Genomic DNA, 21,873 nt, shown 5'->3' with positions numbered 1-21,873 from the left:
TAAAAAATAAATATTCTATGAATTTTAAAGAAGATTCTTTTTCTGATTTGCTACTAAAAGAATCTTTTTTTTTACTCATAAAACCAGAAGATAATATTTACTCAAATATTTCTATAAGAAATTCATTTTTTGAAGAATTAGGAAGCTTAGTAAAATTAGGATTAAAGAACATAGAAATAAGTTGGTCAAATAACGAAAAGTGGTCGGATTTTGTATCCGAAATCAAACTCAATTTTCCAAGAATTAATTTAGGCTCTGCCTCCATAGTTAATAAGCAATCAATAGAAGATTCGTTAAAAATTGGATTAAATTTTTCTATGATGAAATTTTGGGATAAAGATCTTTTCAATTATTCGAAGTCAAAAAATTATTTATTAATTCCAGGAATTAAAAATTTTAAAGATCTTGAGGAAGCGATAAATTTAAATTGCAACATAATCAAAATTTATCCAATAAGAAGTAAATCTAGTTCTATAGATATACTCAACTTTAAAAGTATTGATTTCATTGCTGCTGGAGGCCTATCAATCAATGATGTAAAAACTTATAAATCTTTAGGATATAAAGCAATCGTGATTGGAGATAAAGGTATTATTAAAAAAAAATTTGACCCAAAAATATTTGAATGGCTCAAAAATAATTAAATCAAAGATAAATATAATTATTTAACAAAAATACTAATTATTGATTAAGCCACATTGAGCTTGATTGAGTAGTAAATGATCAGCAAGTACTAAAGCCACCATAGCATCAACCATAGGAACAGCTCTTGGTAGAACGCATGGATCATGTCTCCCTTTTGCTTTCATCAAAACTTCTTTCCCTTCAGCATTCACTGTTTTCTGTTCTTTCCCAATAGTTGCTGTAGGTTTAAAAGCTATCTTCATCTCAATATTTTCGCCATTACTTATTCCTCCCTGTATACCGCCTGAATTATTAGATATTGTTCTTAACTTCCTAAAATCATCAGATTTAATAAAGGCATCATTATGTTCGCTTCCTTTTAAATAAGTTCCAGAGAAACCTGAACCTATTTCAAAGCCTTTCGTAGCAGGCAAAGACATCAAAGCCTTCGCTAAATCAGCTTCTAATTTATCAAAAACAGGCATTCCAAGACCTGAGGGGACATTTCTTACTAGACATTCAATAACACCCCCACAAGAGTCTCCTTGACGCTTTAATTGCTTAATTCTCTCTATCATTTCTGCTGATACCTGTTCATCGGGACATCTAACAATATTAGAATCTATTTTATTAAGAGAAATCTTTTCTTTATTTATATCAGAATCAATATCATGTATACGCTTTACCCAAGATAGTATTTCAGTGTTACAGAAGTTTTTTAATAATTGTTTTGCCACAGCACCAGCAGCTACTCGCCCAATCGTTTCTCTTGCAGAAGCTCTTCCACCGCCAGAACTTGCTTGAATTCCATATTTCAGATGGTATGTACCATCTGCATGAGAAGGTCTAAATACTTGCTCCAAATTATCATAATCTCTTGGTCTTTGATCATTGTTTCTTACCAACATCGCTATTGGGGTTCCAAGTGTTAACCCTTCCTTTATCCCACTTAATATTTCAATTTTATCTTCTTCATTTCTGGGTGTTGTAATGTCACTTTGGCCAGGTCTGCGCCTATCTAATTCATTTTGTATAACATCTATATCTACTTTTAACTTAGGGGGACATCCATCAAGGATAACTCCTACTGCACCACCATGTGATTCTCCAAAAGTACTAACACGAAAAATTTTTCCAAAACTACTACTCATAGAAATATCAAATGTTTTATCTATATATAAACATTATATGAAACCAATTGAAAATTAAACAAAAAAAAAGCCCCCTAAAGGGGGCTTGTAAATTTAAGAACTTTAAGCTTAACCGATAGCTGGAGCTGAAAGAGCTACTGTTGTAGACTCAGCTGCTGCTAGATCAAGTGGGAAGTTGTGAGCATTACGCTCGTGCATTACTTCCATACCTAGGTTTGCTCTGTTGAGAACATCGCCCCATGTAGGAACAATCTTACCGTTTGCATCAACAACTGACTGGTTGAAGTTGAAACCGTTAAGGTTGAATGCCATTGTGCAGATACCCATTGAAGTTAACCATACACAAACAACTGGGAATACAGCTAGGAAGAAGTGAAGACTTCTGCTGTTGTTGAAACTTGCATATTGGAAGATCAAACGACCGAAGTAGCCATGAGCTGCAACGATGTTATATGTTTCTTCTTCTTGTCCGAACTTGTAACCATAGTTCTGAGATTCTGTCTCAGTTGTTTCTCTGATTAGAGATGAAGTAACAAGTGAACCGTGCATAGCTGAGAATAAAGATCCTCCGAACATACCAGCAACACCAGCCATGTGGAATGGGTGCATAAGAATGTTGTGCTCTGCCTGGAATACAAACATGAAGTTGAATGTTCCAGAGATACCTAGAGGCATTCCGTCAGAGAATGAACCTTGACCGAATGGGTATACAAGAAATACTGCGAAAGCTGCTGAAACTGGTGCAGAATATGCAACACAGATCCAAGGACGCATACCTAAACGGTATGAAAGCTCCCACTGTCTTCCCATGTATGCTGAGATACCAATTAGGAAGTGGAAAATTACAAGCTGGTAAGGACCACCGTTGTATAACCACTCATCTACAGTAGCTGCTTCCCAAATTGGGTAGAAGTGTAGACCAATAGCGTTAGATGAAGGAACAACTGCACCTGAGATGATGTTGTTTCCGTATAGGAATGAACCAGCAACTGGCTCTCTAATTCCGTCGATGTCTACTGGTGGTGCTGCGATGAATGCAACGATGAAGCAAGCCGCTGCTGTAAGTAGGCATGGGATCATTAAGACGCCGAACCAACCAACATAGATTCTGTTGTTAGTTGATGTTACCCACTCACAAAACTGTGGCCAACCTTTTAACAGCGAAGAACGCTGCTGCTGAATAGTTGTCATGAGTTCGTAAAGTATGTCTCTTAATTGAGACGTGTAAATATAAACGGAAAAAAATTTCCGCTTCGATGATTTTAGACCAAAATCGCTAAAAATGTGTAAATTATTTTTCTGTAGGTAAAGTTATTTTTGAGAAATATAAGAAAAAGAGACTTATTGTCTTAATATTTTCTTTGTTATTGGTGATTTAACTTGGTAATAATCGAATGGCTTCTTAATGGAAAAAGATCGAAAGAAGTAGTTTCCTTGAAAGAGGCTAGGTTTAGAAGACTGCAATTAGAGGGTTTTGGAGCTGTTATTTATTGGAGCGAAAGGATTTAGGTTTAACAAGATTAAAGTTGATAAAAAAAATATAAAGTACTAAATATTAAATAAACTTATCTAATAAATAATAAATCCTTATTTATTAACAGTAGTTTATTGTTCTGGTTTCTTAATTTAAAGACTTTCAAACTCTTGAACCCATTGTTTTCTAGAACAAATCAATTCTTTTTTTGTGTAGCTCATCGCAATTTTTTTTTCCTTATAAGCGGCTTCTCCAATAAAAACAGGCCAAATCAATTGGTCTCGGTCATACTTGCGAATTATTCCTTGGCTATCAATAAATAATGGATCTCCTTTTTTAATCATTTTCCAATCTTGGTTTATTCTCTCAGGATGAATTAGGCCATCAATATCTCCTTTTGCATCTCTTGGATAATCTATACTCCCTTGATGAACGTGAACAACCAATTCCTTTGGAAGTTCTATAAGGTTATTTTTTAATTTATCTATCTCTTCCCTTAAGGAGCTAATTATTAGAGAGAATCTATTCACGATGTTTGGATCATAAAAATTTTGTGCGACAGCTCCTATTTCAATAACTAAACCACATGGCCAAGCTTCTACAAGAAAGCCTGTTTGGACTTTATCTTTTTCATGCAAATAAATAGGCAATCCAAATTTGTTCTGCAGTAATGCAGCTAAACAAAAATCTTTGAATCTCCTCCCATACAAAACAATGCTTGTTCCCATATTTGCAGTAGTAGTGTGCAAATCGATTGCAATTTGACAGGGTTTAGATCCGTTAATTCCAAATTCATCTACTAAAAAATTAGCTCTATTAGTCTCATAAAAGCTATTCTTATTTTGATCAAAATTTTCACTTTCTTTAAAAGATCTATTTAAATCTACATCTATATATCTGCAACCTTTTTCATAGGCAACAGGATTACCTATGATGTACTCATACTCAATACCATAATTTAGCCTATTTTCCCTTCTATTAAATTGCTTAACCGCCCACACAGGATTAATTTCATTCCCATGGGTGCCTGAAACGATAAGTATTCTTTGAACAGTCATTTTTTCTTTAAAAATAAAATTTAATGCAAAATAAATACCTTATAAAGGCCTCCAGAAAATTCTGGTTTTGGTTTTGGACCCAATTAATGAATGGCTTCGCTCCATCAGATTTACATGGTAATTATAAAAGGCCTAGAGGTATAACAATTGATAGTGAATACGATATTAATAATGAGAGTGGACAAATTTATTTATTGGTAGGGAATTCTTGTCCATGGTGTCAAAGAACTTTACTCGTCCACGAAATAAAACATCTGTCTAAAAAAGTTAAAGTTATTTTTTTAAAAGCAGATGTTGAGCATGGCGAATGGATTTTAAATACAAAGATTAAGGGATGCATTAGACTTTCAGATCTTTACAAAAAAGCTAATAAAAAGATTATTTTTAGAGCGACATTACCTCTTTTAATTAGCTTTGCAAAAGATGAAGTAAATATTCTGTCTAATGAAAGTTCACAGATTATAAGACTACTCAATTCAATAAAAATTCAATCAAAATATCAGATATTAACTATTAAAGACTGTAATCAAAAATTTTTAGATTTAGTTAATAACAGCATTAATGATGGCGTATATAAATGTGGTTTCGCCAGAAACCAGTCAGCTTATGAAAAAGCAAGTCAAAATCTTTTCGCAGCTATAAATGAAATTGAAAATTTACTACAGAAAAATAAAGGAGATTGGATTTTTGGAGAAGAGTTAACCTACGCAGATATTTACCTTTTTCCAACGCTTATAAGATGGGAATTGATATATAGCAAACTTTTCAAATGTACTGAACAAGAACTATCAAGTTTTGAAAAGATTATTGAATGGAGATTGAGATTCTTTAAATTATCTAACGTTAATAGGACATGTTTCGACAATGAATGGAAAAAAGATTACTACAAAGCTTTATTCCCTTTAAACCCAAATCAACTAATCCCAGTTTTACCATCGCTAGAGGAAATAATGAGATTAGAGTCCAAAAAAATATAAAACCAATTTCCCAAAAAAAAAAATGATGTTGTAATGAACACTTATTTAGTTCATAGATAATGCAATTCCATAAGAAATTAACTATGTTATGTATGTCTACTAAAGTACGAAAAGCTTAAAATGAAATCCATTGACGAACACATCCAAAAAGATCAATCGGAAATCGAATCTGCAAAAGCAGAGGGCAATCTTCCAAAGGTCAGACATTTAACTGAAGAGCTAAAAGAACTCGAAGAATATAAGGATCATCATCCAGAAGATAAACATGACCCTAATGCTTTGGAATTATTTTGTGACGCCAACCCAGACGAACCAGAATGCCTTGTTTATGATGATTAAATTTTCTTAATTATTAGATAAAGCATAAAAAAAGGGCTTTTTGAGCCCTTTTTTTAGTTTTTGAATTCTTTTAGTAATCCATATTAAAATCTGATGGGCTACCTGTGAGAGAACATACCACAGACTCTTCGTTTTTCATTTCCTTAACTTCTACAATCGGTCTTCCCATTTTCTTAAGAACCTCAATATCTTGCATGGTTTGACATCTAGCTATTATTTTTCCTTGTTTATCAAAACAACTGTAGAAATTCATATTTACTTTAAAGAATTATCTTATTTATGGCTAATTTTCATTATTAAATCAAGTGTATTTATTTACAAAAAAATTTTTAATTTAAGTTAGATCCTCTTCCAAACTTCAGAAAGCAGTGAGGATAAACCTTTTTTTAAAGATGAAGAAATAACTAAAACTTTCTTTTTTGATAAATCTTCTAACTTTTTTGTAATTGTTTTCAAATAATCATCACCTACCAGCTCCATCTTATTTAACACTATTATCCTCTCTTTATCTAAAAGACCTTTCCCATATTTTTTTAATTCCTGCTCAATAATCTCAAAATCATGTAAAGGATTTTCTGCAATTACATCAATTAAGTGAACAAGTATCTTCGTTCTTTGGATGTGTCTTAAAAAATCATGACCTAAACCTACTCCATCAGCTGCACCTGATATTAATCCAGGAATATCCGCAAAAAGGCAACCATTTCCATCACTTTTTCTTACTACACCTAAGTTGGGTATTAGAGTCGTGAAAGGATAATTTGCGATTTTTGGACGAGCAGATGACACAACGGAAATCAAAGTGCTTTTCCCCGCATTTGGAAGGCCTATAATCCCAACCTCTGCAAGAAGTTTTAGCTCTAATTGAACCTCCCATATCTCACCATCTTTTCCTTCAGTGAATGATTCTGGGGCTCTATTTTGATTACTTAAATAGTAAGCATTACCATGACCACCTCTTCCTCCAATGGCAATAGTTAAACTTTGTTTATCTTTAGTTAAGTCTCCTAAAATAATGCCGGTTTTAATATCCTTTATTTCAGTACCGCAGGGAACTTTAAGGATTCTATCCTCACCTGAAGCACCTGATCTCTTATTAGGACCTCCTTTGAATCCATCTTCAGCAATTATTTCACGTTTGAATTTGAAATCTAATAATGTTTGAAGATTATTATCAGCCATCAAAATAACTGAACCCCCTCTGCCACCATTCCCCCCCGAAGGTCCTCCAGCAGGAACGAACTTTTCTCTTCTAAATGAAACTATTCCATTTCCACCTTTTCCAGCTTTAAGAATAATGTTTGCTTGATCAATAAATTGCACTTAATACGCTTATTAAATTGTTTTCTAGATATTTTAAATTTTATTTTATCCACGCAATACTGCAACCAGGTCCACCCTCGTTGTTGGCTGCATCTTCAATCTTATCAACATAATTTAAACCTGATAACCAATTTCTTAGTCCTTTTTTTAATTTCCCTGTTCCAATTCCATGAACAATCCATAGCGGTCCATGAAATTTTCTAATTTTCTCCTCAATAATTATTTCGGCTTCATGAACTCTTAACCCTCTTACGTCAATTGTATTTTTACTCGTTCTAATTTTAGAAAAAGAAAAGTCTTCTCTTGTAGACTTAATCTCAATTTTTGACCTTTGAAAATTAGGCTTTTCTCCATTGATACCTTCAAAGTCATTTACAGATAATATGCTTCTGAATGAACCACACTTAACTTCGTAAAAACCACCCTTTTTATCTAAATCTACAATTTGTCCAGTACTATTTAGGCTTTTAATTTTTACAAAATCGCCTACCTGAGGATTCCATGATATTGACTTTTCAAATTTTTTTTGGGTTAAATGTTCTGTCTCAATTTCCTTTAATCTTTCTCCAATAATTCTTGTATCCTCTCCATTAACATTTTTATCTCTTAATTTTTTAATCAAATCTATTACCTCTTTTTTAGCCGATACAATATGTTTTGATAATTTTGACCTTTCAATTTCCTGGATTTTTTCAGCATTTATTTTTTGAAATTCATAATTTTTCTTCAGTTCATCATGTAATATTTCAGTCCTTGCAATCAGTTCTGCAGCAGCTTCTGCAGAATTTTGTTGTTTAATCCTCTCTTCCTCAAGTCCTTTAATAATACTGTTAATATTATCAACTTCTTTTGGCTTTAGATAATTTGCAGCTTCATTGAGTATTTTTTCATCGAGACCAATTCTCTTTGAAATTGATAAAGCATTACTTCTCCCAGGAATACCCCAGTTGAGTATATATTTAGGCTTCAAAGAATCCTCATCAAAGGCAACCGATACGTTTTCAAATCTCGAGTCATTATATTTTAAAGCCTTAATATCTCCATAATGTGTAGTTGCTAAAGTGATATCAGATTTATTTGCAAATTCTTTTAATAAAGCCATCGCAAGAGCACTTCCTTCAAGAGGGTCTGTACCAGATCCAATTTCATCTAACAAAACAACTGATAATCCTTTCTTATTATCAAGTGAATCTAATATCTCTTTTATGCGGGATATATGCCCACTGAAGGTAGATAAATTTTCTTCTAATGATTGATTATCTCCTATATCCACATATATATTTGGACAAAAAGGGATAATAGGATTATTAGTTGAGGGTATCAATAATCCTGCTCTAGCCATAAGTAAAGACAAACCCAAACCTTTTAAAGCTGCCGTTTTACCTCCAGTATTTGGACCCGTAATAGCTACAACCTTAACATTTCTATTTATATGAAAATCGACAGCCACCGGGGGAGGAGCTCCTTTTTTCTTATGTTCCCAAATCAATAACGGATGAGAAAAACCAATTAAAGAAATAATAGGATTTTTCTCAAATGTAGGAGTTTTACCTCCAATCCATTTCGAATATCTTGAACGAGTTTGAGCATTTTCTAATCTCAATAAAATGGATGCCATTTCGATAAGATTTTCTGAATTATCACTAACAACTTGAGACCATTTCTTAAGTAATTTAAATTCTTCTGCTGTGATCCTAGCCTCTAAAGAAGCAATCTTATTCCCTTTTGTGACTACACTATCGGGTTCAAAATATACTGTATTTCCTGAAGAGGAAGAGTCATGAATGATGCCTTTGAATCTATCTACATAATTAACTTTTACTGCTAAAACTGGTCTACCATATCTATCTCCAATAGTAGTATCTTGTAAATAAGCTAAATTCTTTTGAATAAATTTCTCAACTAATATTTTTCTTTCGAGTTTCTTAGATAATAATTCTTTTCTCAGAATAGATAGCTCATTACTAGCATTGTCTGAAATCCTTCCATTGGATTCAATGCCTTTTTTAAAAATCCTTTCGATATTCTGATGGTCAATTAAATTTTTTGTAAATGATGAAATATAAGGCCTTTGTTCAAAATCTAATAAGATTTTTTTTAAAATTCTTGCTGCAGCAATTGTTTTCGCTATTTCTAACAATTCAGAAGATGAAATTACACCTCCCTTGGAACAAATTTCAATATTTCTACTAATATCAAAAACACCAGAAAAACTAATTGATTTATCTAAATTATTTTCTAGCTCATTTATTTCAACAGTTTCCTTCAAAAGTCTTTTAGATGATTCATATTCTGAAGGAATGCCAAAACCTAAAATCGATCTTTTACCCATTTTCGTTGAGGCAAATGAAGATAAATGCGTTTTTAATGAATCCCACTCTAAAAGGTTTATAGATTCTTCTTCTAAGGTGTTATCTGAATATAATTTTTTAGAAAAACTTTTCTCTTGCATACAAAAAAAAAGAATCAAACATTCGATTGAATCCCTTCAGGAGGAACATAAAGCATCTCAAGCCAGTTTCCTTCAGTATCCTTCATATAAAAAGATGCTGTTCCATCTCTATGCTCATGTAAAGGACCAACTTTTACACCAGAATTTTTTAAATCATTTTGAATATTTTCCACTTCTTTTTTATTTTCAAAATGAAAAGCAAAGTGAGGTCCTGCAGCTTTGTAACTAGGGCCTAACAACGCAAGGCCATCCCTCCCTTTACCAGCTTCTAAATAAGACCAATCTTTATCATCCCAAACCAACTTCATTCCAAGCTTAATATAAAAAGATTTCGCCCTTTCGAGATTCTCTACTCTAAGTGCAATGTGACCAATCCTATTTACTCCTTGTGAAAACTTCAAAACAAAGCAGTTAATTTATTACTTATCTAAGAATAAACCAAATTTTAGTTAATAATGAGTTTTTAAGTATCCTGCAACCATTGAGATGCATCACAAGCATGATAAGTGAGTATTAATTTTGCTCCTGCTCTTTTAAAACTAAGCAATGTTTCTAATACAATATCTTTTTCATTAATCCAGTTCTTCATAGCAGCGGACTTTACCATGGAATACTCCCCACTAACGTTGTATGCAGCTATAGGTTTATTTGAAAAAGTGCTTAATCTATAAACAATATCCAAGTATGAAATTCCTGGTTTTACCATCAAAATATCAGCTCCTTCATACTGATCCAATGCAGATTCAATTAAAGCCTCTTTTGAATTGGCAGGGTCCATTTGATATCCAGATTTATTATCTGGAATTATTTTCTTACTATTTTCTCTAGGAGCAGAATCTAAAGCAGTTCTAAATGGACCGTAATAAGCAGATGAATATTTTGCTGTGTAACTAATAATACCTACATCAGTAAATCCTTGAGTATCAAGAGAAGCTCTGATTGCTCCAACTCTCCCATCCATCATGTCACTAGGACCAATAAAATCTGCTCCAGCTCTTGCTTGTGTTAAAGCTTGTTTTTTTAAAATTTCAATCGTTTCATCATTCAATATTTTTCCAGTTTCATCAACTAACCCATCATGTCCATCACACGAGTAAGGGTCTAAGGCAACATCTGTCATTATTGCCATTTCTGGAATCTCTTTTTTTAATATTTGAATAGCTTTAGGAATTAAACCATCTTCGTTAAAACACTCTGCTCCATCTTCAGTTTTTAAGCTATCGTTTATTTTTGGAAAAAGAACAATACACCTTATTCCCAATTCCCATGCCCTAGTGACCTCCTTTATTAAGCCATTCATATCCCATCTAAAAGTTCCTGGCATTGCCGAAATTTCCTCTTTAAAATCTTTTTCATGAATAAATAATGGATATATAAAGTCCGAAGCTTTTAGATGGTTTTCTCTTACCATTTCTCTAATTGCCTCAGACCTTCTTAATCTTCTTGGACGAATAATCGATTTCATTTGAATATTATTTAAATTAAAAAATATTTATCTAATACATTAATCGCTCATCTCACACTTAAATCAATCAGAGACTCATTTTGTTCAGGAAAATTAACTTAATTCCACTGTATCTAAAATAAAAAGTTACAAAAATATTTTGCTCAAACTTCATTTTTCACAAATTTACGTCATTAAGAGATAATATCTTTTAGTTAAGTATTTCTTTTAAGGAGAGCATCTTTGAAAATAATTAATGGATTTCATCTAAAAAATGTAAGAGGCGATATTCTTGGAGGCATCACAGCCGCTGTGGTTGCTTTACCTCTCGCTCTTGCTTTTGGTAATGCTGCGTTAGGACCGGGCGGAGCAATTTATGGACTATATGGAGCAGTAGTAGTTGGTTTTTTAGCAGCATTATTCGGCGGAACACCTGCTCAAGTTAGTGGACCTACCGGTCCCATGAGTGTAACTGTTGCAGGTGTAGTAGCAGGCTTAGCAGCAGTAGGGGTTCCAAGAGATCTTTCTGCAGGACAAATTTTACCTTTAGTTATGGCAGCGGTGGTCATTGGCGGGTTGCTGCAAATATTATTCGGAATTTTAAAATTAGGTAAATACATTACTTTAGTTCCATATTCTGTTGTTTCAGGATTTATGTCTGGTATTGGAGTAATAATCATTGCGCTTCAGATTGGTCCATTACTCGGAATTAGCACTCGAGGTGGAGTTGTAGAATCTTTAACTACTGTATTTTCAAATTTCCAGCCCAATGGTGCTGCTATTGGAGTAGCAATAATGACACTAGGTATAGTATTTCTTACTCCTAGAAAAATAAGTCAGTGGGTTCCTTCTCCTCTCTTGGCCCTATTGATAGTTACCCCAATATCAATATTAATTTTTGGAGATGGAGCTATTGATAGAATTGGAGAAATCCCTAGGGGAGTTCCATCTTTAAATTTCCCAAGTTTTAATCAATATTTCCCGATTATTTTCAAAGCAGGATTGGTCCTAGCAGTACTTGGCGCAATTGACTCCTTACTGACATCTCTAGTAGCAGACAATATTTCTCAAACAAAACATAATTCTGATAGAGAACTTATAGGTCAAGGCATAGGAAATGCTGTTGCAGGTCTATTTTCAGGTTTACCTGGAGCAGGAGCAACAATGAGAACTGTTATAAATGTTAAATCTGGAGGATCAACTCCACTTTCTGGTATGGTTCACTCGGTTGTGTTGTTGATAGTTTTAGTTGGTGCAGGACCTTTAGCTGAGCAAATACCAACTGCATTGCTAGCAGGAATTCTTATAAAAGTAGGCCTAGATATTATTGATTGGGGATTCTTAAGGAGGGCTCACAAATTATCTTTAAAAACATCAGTAGTAATGTACGGAGTACTATTAATGACTGTTTTTTGGGATTTAATTTGGGCAGTTTTAGTAGGTGTATTCATAGCAAATATGCTCACTATTGATTCAATAACCGAAACTCAACTAGAAGGTATGGACGAGGATAATCCTTTATCAGAAGATGAGCAAGGAAAAAATGCTTTGCCTGCTGATGAAAAAGCACTTCTAGATAGATGCTCAGGCGAGGTAATGCTATTTAGACTTAAAGGACCACTTAGTTTTGGAGCAGCCAAAGGAATATCTGAGAGAATGATGCTTGTAAGAAACTACAAAGTTTTGATATTAGATATCACTGATGTACCACGACTTGGAGTTACTGCGACTCTGGCAATAGAGGATATGATGCAAGAAGCAAAAAATAATTCCAGAAAAGCATTTGTTGCTGGTGCTAACGAAAAAGTAAAAGATAGATTAGCTAAGTTTGGTGTTGAAGGCATTATTGAAACAAGAAAAGAAGCTTTAGAAACTGCTCTAAATGAAATAACCTAGTAATTTATGGAAATAAATCCAATTCTGCAAAATGTATTAGCCCCGCCAGTTCTTTTCTTTTTGATTGGAGCAATATCAGTACTCTTTAAATCTGATTTAGAAATACCAGCTCCATTACCTAAACTTTTCTCCTTATATCTGTTACTAGCTATTGGTTTTAAAGGAGGTATAGAGATACAGAAAAGTGGGTTTACAGATCAAGTATTGCCTACTTTAAGTGCTGCAATACTGATGTCACTTGTAATCCCGCTTATTGGATTTTTAATTTTAAGATATAAGTTTGATGTCTTTAATTCAGCCGCAATAGCAGCAGCATACGGTTCAATTAGTGCTGTTACATTTATTTCTGCAGAAAGTTTTTTGGAAAGTCAAAAAATAGCCTTTGATGGGTTTATGGTTGGCGCCTTAGCTTTAATGGAATCTCCTGCAATAATTGTTGGATTATTACTTGTGAAATTTGCAGCCCCAAAAAATAGACCAAAATCAAGAAAAATGCATCTAAGCGCAATATTACACGAATCACTTTTGAATGGATCAGTTTATTTATTGCTCTCAAGCTTAATTGTAGGATTTCTCACTGCTTCTAGTAATCCCTCAGGGATTGCGAAAATGGAGCCTTTTACTGGACAATTATTCTATGGAGCAGAATGCTTCTTCTTGTTAGATATGGGAATAGTCGCTGCTCAAAGATTACCGAGACTGAAGAATGCGGGTTCATTCTTGATTGGCTTTGCCATTTTTATGCCTTTATTTAATGCATTTATTGGTGTTTTCGTCGCAAGATTTTTATCTTTAGGACCTGGCAACGCGCTGTTATTTGTGGTTTTATGTGCAAGCGCTTCTTATTTAGCAGTCCCCGCAGCGATGAGGATGACAGTTCCAGAAGCTAAATCTAGTTATTATATTTCAACTACACTAGGTCTAACTTTCCCATTCAATATAGTTCTTGGCATTCCCATATATATGAGTTTAGTAAATACCATTATCCCATTATCCTCCTTATAAAAATGAAAAGATTAGACTTGATATTTAGTGAAAGAGAACTAGATGCAATCATTAAAACATTAGAAAAAGCAAATGTTCCTGGATATACAGTTATGAAACACGCCACAGGCAGAGGGCCTGAAAGAGTTGTTACTGAAGATATGGAATTTACAGGATTAGGAGCAAATGCTCATGTAATTGTTTTTTGTGAGCAAGAATTAATAGATAAAATGAGAGATAACATCAGGGACGATTTAAGCTACTATGGAGGAGTCGCTTATATTTCTGAAGCAACACCCCTTTAAATTAAAGAAGCAATATTTATTTTTAAGAATGAATCCAATCTACTCTTATATTTTTTCGACTATTTAAGTACCTATCAATTGACATTGCAGCAATACATCCATCAGAAGCTGCAACTACGGCTTGCTTAAATGGTGTATTTCTTATATCTCCAATAGCCCATACTCCATCAGAGTTTGTAGACATAAAGTCATCAACAATAACCCCTCCGTCTTCTTTTAAAGCAATTTGGTCCCCTAAAAAATCAGTAATCGGCTTTGAACCACTCATATAGACAAACACTCCATCTAAATTTAAATTGATAGGATTTTCTTCTTGTTTATTTTTTACAACAACCCCATTCACACCCATATCATCGCCCAATATTTCCAATAATCTTGTTCTACTCCAATGTTTTATATTTGAATTATCCATCAATTCCATAGCTTCTACATTATCTGATTTAGGATCACTTGATGTAATCCAATGCACAGTTGATGCAAATTTAGTTAGAACTGTTGCCTCTTCAATTGCCTCCTTGTTCACTCCAATAACTGCAACTTCTCTATTTTTATAAAAAGCCCCATCACATGTAGCACAATAACTTACTCCTTTGCCAAGAAAATCCGCTTCGCCCTTAAATGATGCAGGCCTACCCATGGCTCCACTTGCAAGTACAAGTGCTTTAGCTTTGAAAGTGCCTTCGGGCGTATAAACCATTTTCCATTCTCCACTAGCGTCTATTCCAAACACTTGCGCTCTTCTGTAATCTGTACCGTATTGCACAGCCTGTTCTCTCATTAGAGTAAGTAATTTCTCTCCACTTATATCAACCGGAACACCTGGATAATTAGCTATTTGATGAGTTATTGCTAAGGCGCCAACAGATGGATTTTTATCTAAAATTACTGTCTTTAAGTTTGAACGAGATGTATAAAGTGCGCAAGTACATCCGGCCGGGCCTCCTCCGATAATAACTACATCTGACTCAATGATTTCCAATTTTTTAAAACTCCTTTTTTAGTAGTTAATTAGATGAGTTCTTGGTTAGAAGATATTTTGAAAGTAAATACCTGAACCGTTATATAGATATAAGTTAAAAGAAAAAAGAGAAAAAAGCTTAATATAGAAACAAACTTACATAGGAAAAATATAAAAAATTAATTATCAAAATGTTCAGTTACGTGAAATGTTCTGTATTGATCTATTATTAAGTCATATCGAAAAATCAATTGCCTTTGAAACATTATATTTTTCATGACCAACTCTGATTACCTTTTAAAAGCTGCCATTAAGAAAGTAACCGAAAAATTAAACGAAATATTGGTTGAAAAAATTGAAGAAGCAACAAATATTGCTCAGGATGCTCCAGAAATTCTCAAAAAAGAATTTGATAGTTTAAAAGAATCCATAATCGAAGAGGCATCAAGACTGGAAAAAGCCGAAAATATGCAAGAAAATGAGTCTAAAAATACTGATCAAGATTCCAAAATAAAAAAAGCTTTAAATGAAATTGAAGGTATAGATAAGCAAATTGATTTCTTTAATAAAACTATAAATAATCAAATTAAATGAGTTATCACATTCTTCATTATCGTTTAAAAAAATTGAAGAGGGCCTTTCTTATTTGGATAACTCTGATTTCGCTTTTAATGAATTTATGGATAGATAATATTAGATTTACAATTTTCCAAACTAAGAATAATGAAAAAATTAGGGTCCAAATTAAAAGAGCAAGGTGGTTTACTAATCAATTAATAAAGCTTGGATCAGCATTTATTAAAATTGGACAATTATTATCAGCAAGACCAGATTTAATTCCTAATACCTGGATACAGGAATTGTCTAAATTGCAGGATCAAGTTCCTAATTTTTCATTTGCGCAAGTTGAAGAAACTATAAGAGAAGAACTAGGATCTAAGTTTAATGAAATAGATCAAATAATATGTAATCCGGTTGGATCAGCATCACTAGCTCAGGTCCATAGGGCGACTTTAAAAGATGAGAAGAAAGTAGTATTTAAAGTTCAAAGACCTAATTTAAAAGAATTGTTTATTATAGATTTGGGCATAATGCAGCAAATAGCAGGATTATTGCAGAAAAATAAGAATTGGAGTCGGGGTAGAAACTGGGTTGAGATTGCTAAAGAGTGTAGGAAAGTTCTCATGAAGGAGCTTGATTTTAATTGTGAAGCACAATATGCAGCAAGATTTAGACAGCAATTTCTTGATGATGAAAATGTTGATGTTCCTGAAGTAATTTGGGATATGAGCAGTGAAAAAGTTCTTTGTTTAAGTTATCTAGAAGGGACAAAAATAAGTGATTTAGAAAAATTACAATCACAAGAAATTGATTTGCCTAAAATCGCAGAAATAGGCGCCATCAGTTATTTAAAACAATTAGTAAATTACGGTTTTTTTCATGCCGACCCTCATCCAGGGAATCTAGCAGTTTCAAATGAAGGTAAATTGATTTTTTATGATTTTGGAATGATGGGCAATATCTCAAATAATCTTCAAACAAGATTAGGGGGGATGGTTAAGGCTGCTGCTTTAAGAGACGCCTCATCACTTGTCAGTCAATTACAACTAGCTGGGCTAATTTCAAAAGATATTGATGTAGGACCAGTCAGAAGATTAGTCAGATTAATGCTTAAAGAAGCCTTAACTCCACCATTTAGTTCAAATATTATTGAAAAATTATCTGGAGATTTATACGAACTTGTCTATGAAACACCATTTCAACTACCAGTAGATTTAATCTTTGTGATGCGAGCTTTATCAACTTTTGAAGGAGTTGGTAGAATGCTTGATCCAGGGTTTAACCTTGTATCAGTTACCAAGCCTTATTTAATAGAACTTATGACTTCAAATAATCAAACTCCCAACGATTTAATTAACCAATTTGGAAGGCAAGTAGGCGAACTAGGATCGAAAGCTGTTGGCATTCCAAAAAGAATAGATGAGAGTTTAGAAAGATTGGAGCAGGGCGATTTACAATTGCAAATAAGAATGGGAGAGTCTGATAGGCAATTCAAAAAAATGTTTACTGCACAAAAAACTTTAGGGCATTCAATTCTTATAGGAAGTTTATCAATTGCATCTGCTTTACTTGTAACCAATAAACAAAATAATCTTGCATTGTTGCCACTTTTTTTTGCACTACCAATAAGTATTGATTGGATAAAGTGCCAATTAAGTATGAGAAAAGGCTCACGTTTAGAAAAACTTAAGCGCTAAAAAACTATATATTTTTGGGGCCTAAACCTAAAGCTCCAGCGAATCTTGCTTGATTTCCCAATTCCTCCTCAATTCTTAAAAGCCTATTGTATTTTGCAATCCTTTCACTTCTGCTCAAAGAGCCTGTCTTGATCTGACCCGATCTTGTAGCGACAGATAAATCTGCAATTGTTGTATCTTCAGTCTCACCACTTCTATGACTTATAACACTTGTGAAACCGGACATTTTAGCTAACTCAATAGCTTCCAAAGTTTCAGTTAATGTTCCAATTTGATTTACCTTTATTAGGATTGAATTGGCAGATTTTTCCATAATCCCTTTCCTTAATCTTTCTGTATTAGTAACGAATAAATCATCACCTACAAGCTGAACTTTATTTCCTAATTCTTTGTTTAATTCTGACCAACCCTCCCAATCATCCTCAGCTAAACCGTCCTCTATTGAAACTATTGGGTAGTTAGAAACTAATCTTGAAAGATATGAAATCATTTCAGAACTATTTAAACTTTTACCTTCATATTTATAAATACCATCACTATAAAATTCAGTGCTAGCAGCATCTAAAGCTAAAGATACCTGCTCACCAGGCTTAAATCCCGCTTTTTGAATTGCTTCTAATAATAAGTCCCCTGCTTCTTCGCTTGATGACAAATTAGGTGCAAATCCACCCTCATCGCCTACAGCAGTAGATAGACCTTTTTGGTCAAGTAATGATTTTAATGAGTGAAAAATTTCAGTACCCATTCTTAATGATTCACTGAAATTATTAACTCCATGTGGGACAAGCATAAATTCCTGAAAATCAAGACTATTTGGTGCATGAGCACCACCATTTATTACATTCATTAATGGGACTGGAAGAAGATTGGATAATGGATCTCCAAGATACCTATATAAGGGAATGTCTAGAGCATTTGCTGATGCTCTGGCAGTTGCAAGACTTACTGCAAGGATTGAATTTGCTCCAAGGTTAGACTTATTAGGAGTTCCATCAATTTCAATCATTAATGTATCTACTGCAGTTTGATCTAAAGCTGACAAACCGCATAAAGCCGGGGATATTGTTTCATGAATTTTATTAACAGCATTCAAAACGCCTTTCCCCATATATTTTGAACCACCATCCCTTAATTCATGTGCCTCATGAGCACCAGTGCTGGCTCCGCTGGGAACAATTGCTCTACCACTCGCACCACATTCCAAAAAGACTTCTGCTTCTACAGTTGGATTACCTCTTGAATCAAGGACTTGCCTTGATTCAACAGTGTCAATAAGAAAATCAATAGTTTCTTTCACAATTTAATTATTACTATTTAAATCCTATTAATAGCTGAACTATTTGGCTAATATCTGAAATTATATTTTAACCAAATATAATTTTATTCTCATAACAACTTAGATATTAGTAAACGCTTTTATTATTTTTCAAATATCCCGCAACCTCTCTCATAAACATAATTTCCAAATTGATCTTACAATTTGAAAATTATTGGATGTTTATTAAGGCAGTTCCTATTTAGAATATTAATTATTAAGCAACTATAGTTTTTATAGTTTATGAGAGAAACACTTACATCCAGTCCTGAACTTTTTAGCGATATCAGTTGGAATCTTCTTTTATTAGGGGAAGAAACCGCAAAAAAATGGGATCATAGCGAATTTAATATTGAACACATAATTCATACATTGTTCTCATCAAGTGAGTTCTTTGCTTTCATAGAAAAATTATCAATCGACCAAGATACAGTTTTAGACATAACAGAAGATTTCTTAGAAGAAACACCAACAAATGAGTCAGATATTTTTACTATCGGAGAAGATTTAGAAATTTTATTAGATAATGCGAATCAAATTAAAATCCAATGGGGATCGAGATTAATAGAAATCCCTCATTTACTAATTGCTCTTGGAAGAGATTTAAGAATTGGAAATTATGTTTTTGAAGAAGGGAATCTTTCTATGGAAAAATTAGAGGAAGAATTAAAGTTTTACCCAATTATTAATCAATCACAAGATTCTTATGATTATAAGAACGTAATAGAGATCAATAATCAATCTAATTTTGAATCAAACAAAGAGACTTTAGTCAAAGAAGAAAAATTTGAAAAAGCTATTGTCACATTACCTAAAAGTGAACTTCAAATTGAAACCAAGAAACAAGTTGGGAAAGATGATAATGCTCTTTCAATTTATGGAAAAGATTTAACAGAATCAGCAAAAAAAGGCTTACTAGATCCAGTTATAGGAAGAGAAAATGAGATCAATAATCTAATGAGGGTACTCTGCAGAAGAAACAAAAATAATCCTATACTTATCGGCAATCCTGGAGTTGGTAAAACCTCAATTGCAAAATTACTTGCTCAATTAATCGTAGACAAAAAAGTTCCTGATTCTTTAAAAGACTTAAAAATTATTTCACTTGACTTAGGTGCTTTAGTTTCTGGAACAAAATTTAGAGGCCAACTAGAGGAACGACTAAGCTTAATAATGCAGGAACTAAACAATCCAAGCCAAGGAATGATTCTATTTGTTGATGAAATTCACTCAATATTAAGTTCTGACAGATCTTCTACGGACATTAGTAATATCTTAAAACCTTTATTAGCTGAAGGCGAACTTAGATGTATTGGGACAACAACACCTGAGAAATTTCGTGAAAATATTGAAAAAGATCAGGCATTAAACAATTGCTTTCAAAAGATAGCTGTTAATGAACCTTCAGTAGAATTGAGCGCAAAAATACTTCAAGGTATCAAAAAGAAATATGAATCACATCATGGCATAAGAATTTCTGAAGAGGCTGTAAACTATTCCGCAAAATTGGCCGACAGATACATCAGCGATAAATGTCTTCCTGATAAAGCCATAGATTTAATTGATGAAGCAGCTGCACAGTTAAAAATCGATTCTAATAATAAGCCTCAAATAATTCTCCAACAAGAAAACAAACTCTATACTATTGATGCAAAACTGAATAATTTGCAAGGAGAAAATATCGAAGCTCAAGAAAAACTTTTGAATATGAGACAACAATCAGAGGAAAAATTGAACGTTCTTTTCGATAATTGGAATAATTTACGCAAGGAAATGGAACAATTATCTATTTTGATGAAAGAAGAAGATAAACTAACCAAACAAATTAAAGATAAATCAAATCGCGAGATTGAAAATGATCTAGATTTTTTAGAAAAACTTCAAGAAGAATTAAGTGAAATTAAGAATGAAATACAAAAAGTTGAAGGGAACTTTAAAAAAATAAAGAAAAATAGAAATTTTCCTTTTAAATATCAAGTTGAGCCTGATGATATTGCTGATGTTGTATCAAAAATTACAGGTATTCCAATTTCTAAAGTTGTCTCAAATGAACGTAAAAAATTAGTGAATCTAGAAACAGAACTAAGTGAAAAAGTTATTGGACAAGAAAAAGCTATAGAAGCTGTTTCTGCTGCAATTAGAAGAGCTCGCGTTGGCATGAAAAGCCCTAAAAGACCTATTGGATCTTTTTTATTTATGGGTCCTACAGGTGTTGGCAAAACAGAATTAGCAAAATCTCTTGCAACAGCTTTATTTGATGAAGAAGACGCACTCTTAAGATTAGATATGAGTGAATATATGGAGAAAAATGCAGTAGCAAGACTTTTAGGTGCTCCTCCAGGTTACGTTGGTTATGAAGAGGGCGGTCAATTAACTGAAGCTGTAAGACGTAAACCCTATTCAGTAATACTTCTTGATGAGATAGAAAAAGCACATACAGAAGTTTTTAATATCCTTTTACAAGTCTTAGATGAAGGAAGATTAACTGACTCTCAAGGAAGGACAGTAGACTTCAAAAATACCGTAATCATTATGACAAGTAACCTAGCTGGTAAATCTATACTGGAGTATTCACAAAAGATTTCCAAAAGTGAGGAAAAGTCAGAAAAAGATAAACAATCTCTAAATGATTCTATTAGTAATACATTGTCTTCTTTTTTTAGACCAGAATTTTTAAATAGAATTGATGAAGTAGTAAAGTTTGATCCATTATCTATTAATGAGCTTCAAAAAATTATTATTCTTCAAACAGAAGATTTAAAAAACCTACTTCTTGAACAGAAAATAAATATCACTATAGACAAAAAAGTTATTAATAAAATCGCAAACGATTCTTTTGAACCTGAATATGGTGCTAGGCCGCTTAGCAGGGAACTGAGAAGACAGATAGAAAATCCATTAGCAGGAAAACTTCTAGAGGTTAACTTCAAAAATACAAAAAATATCACAATTAAACTTAATCCCGCTAATAAGGATGAGATTGTTTTCAGACCTAGCTGAGGAGTAAATCGATAAGCTAAAATATAATTAAAGCGAAAAGCTTAATTCCAACAAATCTTGTGACAAGTCCTACTACTAATAAAGAACCTCCTAAAAAGGATTCACCTCAAATTGAAGAGCCTAAAAAAAATAATAATTTTTTTAGATCTACCTACGATGAGCTTAAACTTGTCGTCTGGCCGAACAAACAACAACTTTTTAGCGAATCTGTAGCGGTTATAGTTATGGTAACCTTTTCTGCGGCAGCCATAGCATCTGTCAGTAGATTCTATGGATGGGCTGCCTCGCAAATTTTTGGTTGAATTATCCCTGAAT

Annotated in this window: 21 protein-coding genes; 11 read left to right on the top strand and 10 right to left on the bottom strand. The window is 33.2% G+C overall.

Features of this window, described 5'->3' with window-relative positions; translation table 11 throughout:
* The first annotated feature begins 17 nt into the window (after positions 1–17).
* The gene (locus tag EW14_RS01280) at positions 18–644 is read left to right on the top strand and encodes a bifunctional 4-hydroxy-2-oxoglutarate aldolase/2-dehydro-3-deoxy-phosphogluconate aldolase (protein WP_042849722.1); all 627 of its coding nucleotides are present in this window, start codon (positions 18–20) and stop codon (positions 642–644) included.
* Between the two features lie 33 nt (positions 645–677).
* On the opposite strand, the gene aroC is transcribed toward EW14_RS01280, so the two are convergent.
* Together aroC and psbA are read right to left on the bottom strand one after the other, a co-directional pair.
* Positions 678–1,775: a chorismate synthase gene (aroC, locus tag EW14_RS01275; RefSeq protein ID WP_042849721.1), complete on the bottom strand. Its 1,098-nt coding sequence runs from the start codon at positions 1,773–1,775 to the stop codon at positions 678–680.
* A gap of 108 nt (positions 1,776–1,883) precedes the next feature.
* Complete coding sequence (gene psbA / locus EW14_RS01270; protein ID WP_002805533.1) at positions 1,884–2,966, bottom strand: photosystem II q(b) protein; 1,083 nt, start codon at positions 2,964–2,966, stop codon at positions 1,884–1,886.
* Positions 2,967–3,155: 189 nt separating this feature from the next.
* On the opposite strand from psbA, the gene EW14_RS10595 reads away from it, so the two are divergent.
* Positions 3,156–3,284 carry a hypothetical protein gene (locus EW14_RS10595; protein WP_011817716.1) on the top strand — a complete coding sequence of 43 codons (129 nt, stop codon included), beginning with the start codon at positions 3,156–3,158 and terminating at the stop codon, positions 3,282–3,284.
* 117 nt (positions 3,285–3,401) lie between these two features.
* On the opposite strand, the gene EW14_RS01265 is transcribed toward EW14_RS10595, so the two are convergent.
* The gene (locus EW14_RS01265; RefSeq protein ID WP_042849720.1) at positions 3,402–4,307 is read right to left on the bottom strand and encodes an aspartoacylase; all 906 of its coding nucleotides are present in this window, start codon (positions 4,305–4,307) and stop codon (positions 3,402–3,404) included.
* A 23-nt stretch (positions 4,308–4,330) separates the two neighbouring features.
* Between EW14_RS01265 and EW14_RS01260 the strand changes: the two genes are divergently transcribed.
* Together EW14_RS01260 and EW14_RS01255 are read left to right on the top strand one after the other, a co-directional pair.
* Positions 4,331–5,284 carry a glutathione S-transferase family protein gene (locus tag EW14_RS01260; RefSeq protein ID WP_042849719.1) on the top strand — a complete coding sequence of 318 codons (954 nt, stop codon included), beginning with the start codon at positions 4,331–4,333 and terminating at the stop codon, positions 5,282–5,284.
* A gap of 120 nt (positions 5,285–5,404) precedes the next feature.
* Positions 5,405–5,623 carry a CP12 domain-containing protein gene (locus EW14_RS01255; protein ID WP_011817713.1) on the top strand — a complete coding sequence of 73 codons (219 nt, stop codon included), beginning with the start codon at positions 5,405–5,407 and terminating at the stop codon, positions 5,621–5,623.
* 70 nt (positions 5,624–5,693) lie between these two features.
* Here the strand turns inward: EW14_RS01255 and EW14_RS01250 are convergent, their stop codons facing one another.
* The 5 genes from EW14_RS01250 to hemB form a co-directional block, all read right to left on the bottom strand.
* Entirely contained in the window at positions 5,694–5,876 is a 183-nt protein-coding gene (locus tag EW14_RS01250; RefSeq protein WP_042849718.1) for a hypothetical protein, read from the bottom strand.
* An 86-nt stretch (positions 5,877–5,962) separates the two neighbouring features.
* Positions 5,963–6,946 carry an Obg family GTPase CgtA gene (gene cgtA / locus EW14_RS01245; RefSeq protein ID WP_042849717.1) on the bottom strand — a complete coding sequence of 328 codons (984 nt, stop codon included), beginning with the start codon at positions 6,944–6,946 and terminating at the stop codon, positions 5,963–5,965.
* Positions 6,947–6,986: 40 nt separating this feature from the next.
* The gene (locus tag EW14_RS01240; RefSeq protein WP_042849716.1) at positions 6,987–9,398 is read right to left on the bottom strand and encodes an endonuclease MutS2; all 2,412 of its coding nucleotides are present in this window, start codon (positions 9,396–9,398) and stop codon (positions 6,987–6,989) included.
* A gap of 14 nt (positions 9,399–9,412) precedes the next feature.
* Positions 9,413–9,799, bottom strand: coding sequence for a VOC family protein (locus EW14_RS01235; RefSeq protein WP_042849715.1), 387 nt, complete (start codon positions 9,797–9,799; stop codon positions 9,413–9,415).
* Positions 9,800–9,861: 62 nt separating this feature from the next.
* Positions 9,862–10,863, bottom strand: coding sequence for a porphobilinogen synthase (hemB, locus tag EW14_RS01230; RefSeq protein WP_042849713.1), 1,002 nt, complete (start codon positions 10,861–10,863; stop codon positions 9,862–9,864).
* A 222-nt stretch (positions 10,864–11,085) separates the two neighbouring features.
* Between hemB and EW14_RS01225 the strand changes: the two genes are divergently transcribed.
* The 3 genes from EW14_RS01225 to EW14_RS01215 are packed head-to-tail and all read left to right on the top strand — an operon-like array spanning position 11,086 to position 14,027.
* Positions 11,086–12,738 (top strand): SulP family inorganic anion transporter, encoded by a 1,653-nt coding sequence (locus EW14_RS01225; RefSeq protein WP_042849712.1) that lies wholly within the window; start codon positions 11,086–11,088, stop codon positions 12,736–12,738.
* Positions 12,739–12,744: 6 nt separating this feature from the next.
* Positions 12,745–13,743 carry a sodium-dependent bicarbonate transport family permease gene (locus EW14_RS01220; protein ID WP_042849711.1) on the top strand — a complete coding sequence of 333 codons (999 nt, stop codon included), beginning with the start codon at positions 12,745–12,747 and terminating at the stop codon, positions 13,741–13,743.
* Positions 13,744–13,745: 2 nt separating this feature from the next.
* Positions 13,746–14,027: a nitrogen regulatory protein P-II (GlnB, GlnK) gene (locus EW14_RS01215; protein ID WP_002805886.1), complete on the top strand. Its 282-nt coding sequence runs from the start codon at positions 13,746–13,748 to the stop codon at positions 14,025–14,027.
* Positions 14,028–14,049: 22 nt separating this feature from the next.
* On the opposite strand, the gene EW14_RS01210 is transcribed toward EW14_RS01215, so the two are convergent.
* The gene (locus EW14_RS01210; protein WP_042849710.1) at positions 14,050–15,006 is read right to left on the bottom strand and encodes an NAD(P)/FAD-dependent oxidoreductase; all 957 of its coding nucleotides are present in this window, start codon (positions 15,004–15,006) and stop codon (positions 14,050–14,052) included.
* A gap of 255 nt (positions 15,007–15,261) precedes the next feature.
* On the opposite strand from EW14_RS01210, the gene EW14_RS01205 reads away from it, so the two are divergent.
* Positions 15,262–15,579 carry a hypothetical protein gene (locus EW14_RS01205; RefSeq protein WP_042849709.1) on the top strand — a complete coding sequence of 106 codons (318 nt, stop codon included), beginning with the start codon at positions 15,262–15,264 and terminating at the stop codon, positions 15,577–15,579.
* Positions 15,576–17,243 carry an AarF/ABC1/UbiB kinase family protein gene (locus EW14_RS01200; protein ID WP_042849708.1) on the top strand — a complete coding sequence of 556 codons (1,668 nt, stop codon included), beginning with the start codon at positions 15,576–15,578 and terminating at the stop codon, positions 17,241–17,243. Before EW14_RS01205 ends, EW14_RS01200 begins: the two co-directional genes overlap by 4 nt.
* A 4-nt stretch (positions 17,244–17,247) precedes the next feature.
* Here the strand turns inward: EW14_RS01200 and eno are convergent, their stop codons facing one another.
* Entirely contained in the window at positions 17,248–18,540 is a 1,293-nt protein-coding gene (gene eno / locus EW14_RS01195) for a phosphopyruvate hydratase (protein WP_042849707.1), read from the bottom strand.
* A gap of 261 nt (positions 18,541–18,801) precedes the next feature.
* Between eno and EW14_RS01190 the strand changes: the two genes are divergently transcribed.
* Together EW14_RS01190 and secE are read left to right on the top strand one after the other, a co-directional pair.
* Complete coding sequence (locus EW14_RS01190) at positions 18,802–21,558, top strand: ATP-dependent Clp protease ATP-binding subunit (protein ID WP_042849706.1); 2,757 nt, start codon at positions 18,802–18,804, stop codon at positions 21,556–21,558.
* A gap of 59 nt (positions 21,559–21,617) precedes the next feature.
* Entirely contained in the window at positions 21,618–21,860 is a 243-nt protein-coding gene (gene secE / locus EW14_RS01185) for a preprotein translocase subunit SecE (protein ID WP_042849705.1), read from the top strand.
* The last annotated feature ends 13 nt before the right edge of the window (positions 21,861–21,873 follow it).

This window comes from Prochlorococcus sp. MIT 0604 (assembly GCF_000757845.1).
In the GTDB taxonomy this organism is placed as follows: Bacteria; Cyanobacteriota; Cyanobacteriia; order PCC-6307; family Cyanobiaceae; genus Prochlorococcus_A.
This window is presented reverse-complemented; position numbering and strand designations above follow the sequence as displayed.

Coding starts and splice junctions, on each gene's coding strand:
- hemB (WP_042849713.1), bottom strand. CDS start 10,863: ATGAAATCGATTATTCGTCCAAGAAGATTAAGAAGGTCTGAGGCAATT.
- EW14_RS01215 (WP_002805886.1), top strand. CDS start 13,746: ATGAAAAGATTAGACTTGATATTTAGTGAAAGAGAACTAGATGCAATC.
- EW14_RS01205 (WP_042849709.1), top strand. CDS start 15,262: ATGACCAACTCTGATTACCTTTTAAAAGCTGCCATTAAGAAAGTAACC.
- EW14_RS01280 (WP_042849722.1), top strand. CDS start 18: ATGAATTTTAAAGAAGATTCTTTTTCTGATTTGCTACTAAAAGAATCT.
- EW14_RS01220 (WP_042849711.1), top strand. CDS start 12,745: ATGGAAATAAATCCAATTCTGCAAAATGTATTAGCCCCGCCAGTTCTT.
- EW14_RS01240 (WP_042849716.1), bottom strand. CDS start 9,398: ATGCAAGAGAAAAGTTTTTCTAAAAAATTATATTCAGATAACACCTTA.
- EW14_RS01260 (WP_042849719.1), top strand. CDS start 4,331: ATGCAAAATAAATACCTTATAAAGGCCTCCAGAAAATTCTGGTTTTGG.
- EW14_RS01190 (WP_042849706.1), top strand. CDS start 18,802: ATGAGAGAAACACTTACATCCAGTCCTGAACTTTTTAGCGATATCAGT.
- aroC (WP_042849721.1), bottom strand. CDS start 1,775: ATGAGTAGTAGTTTTGGAAAAATTTTTCGTGTTAGTACTTTTGGAGAA.
- EW14_RS01265 (WP_042849720.1), bottom strand. CDS start 4,307: ATGACTGTTCAAAGAATACTTATCGTTTCAGGCACCCATGGGAATGAA.
- EW14_RS01255 (WP_011817713.1), top strand. CDS start 5,405: ATGAAATCCATTGACGAACACATCCAAAAAGATCAATCGGAAATCGAA.
- EW14_RS01200 (WP_042849708.1), top strand. CDS start 15,576: ATGAGTTATCACATTCTTCATTATCGTTTAAAAAAATTGAAGAGGGCC.
- EW14_RS01250 (WP_042849718.1), bottom strand. CDS start 5,876: ATGAATTTCTACAGTTGTTTTGATAAACAAGGAAAAATAATAGCTAGA.
- psbA (WP_002805533.1), bottom strand. CDS start 2,966: ATGACAACTATTCAGCAGCAGCGTTCTTCGCTGTTAAAAGGTTGGCCA.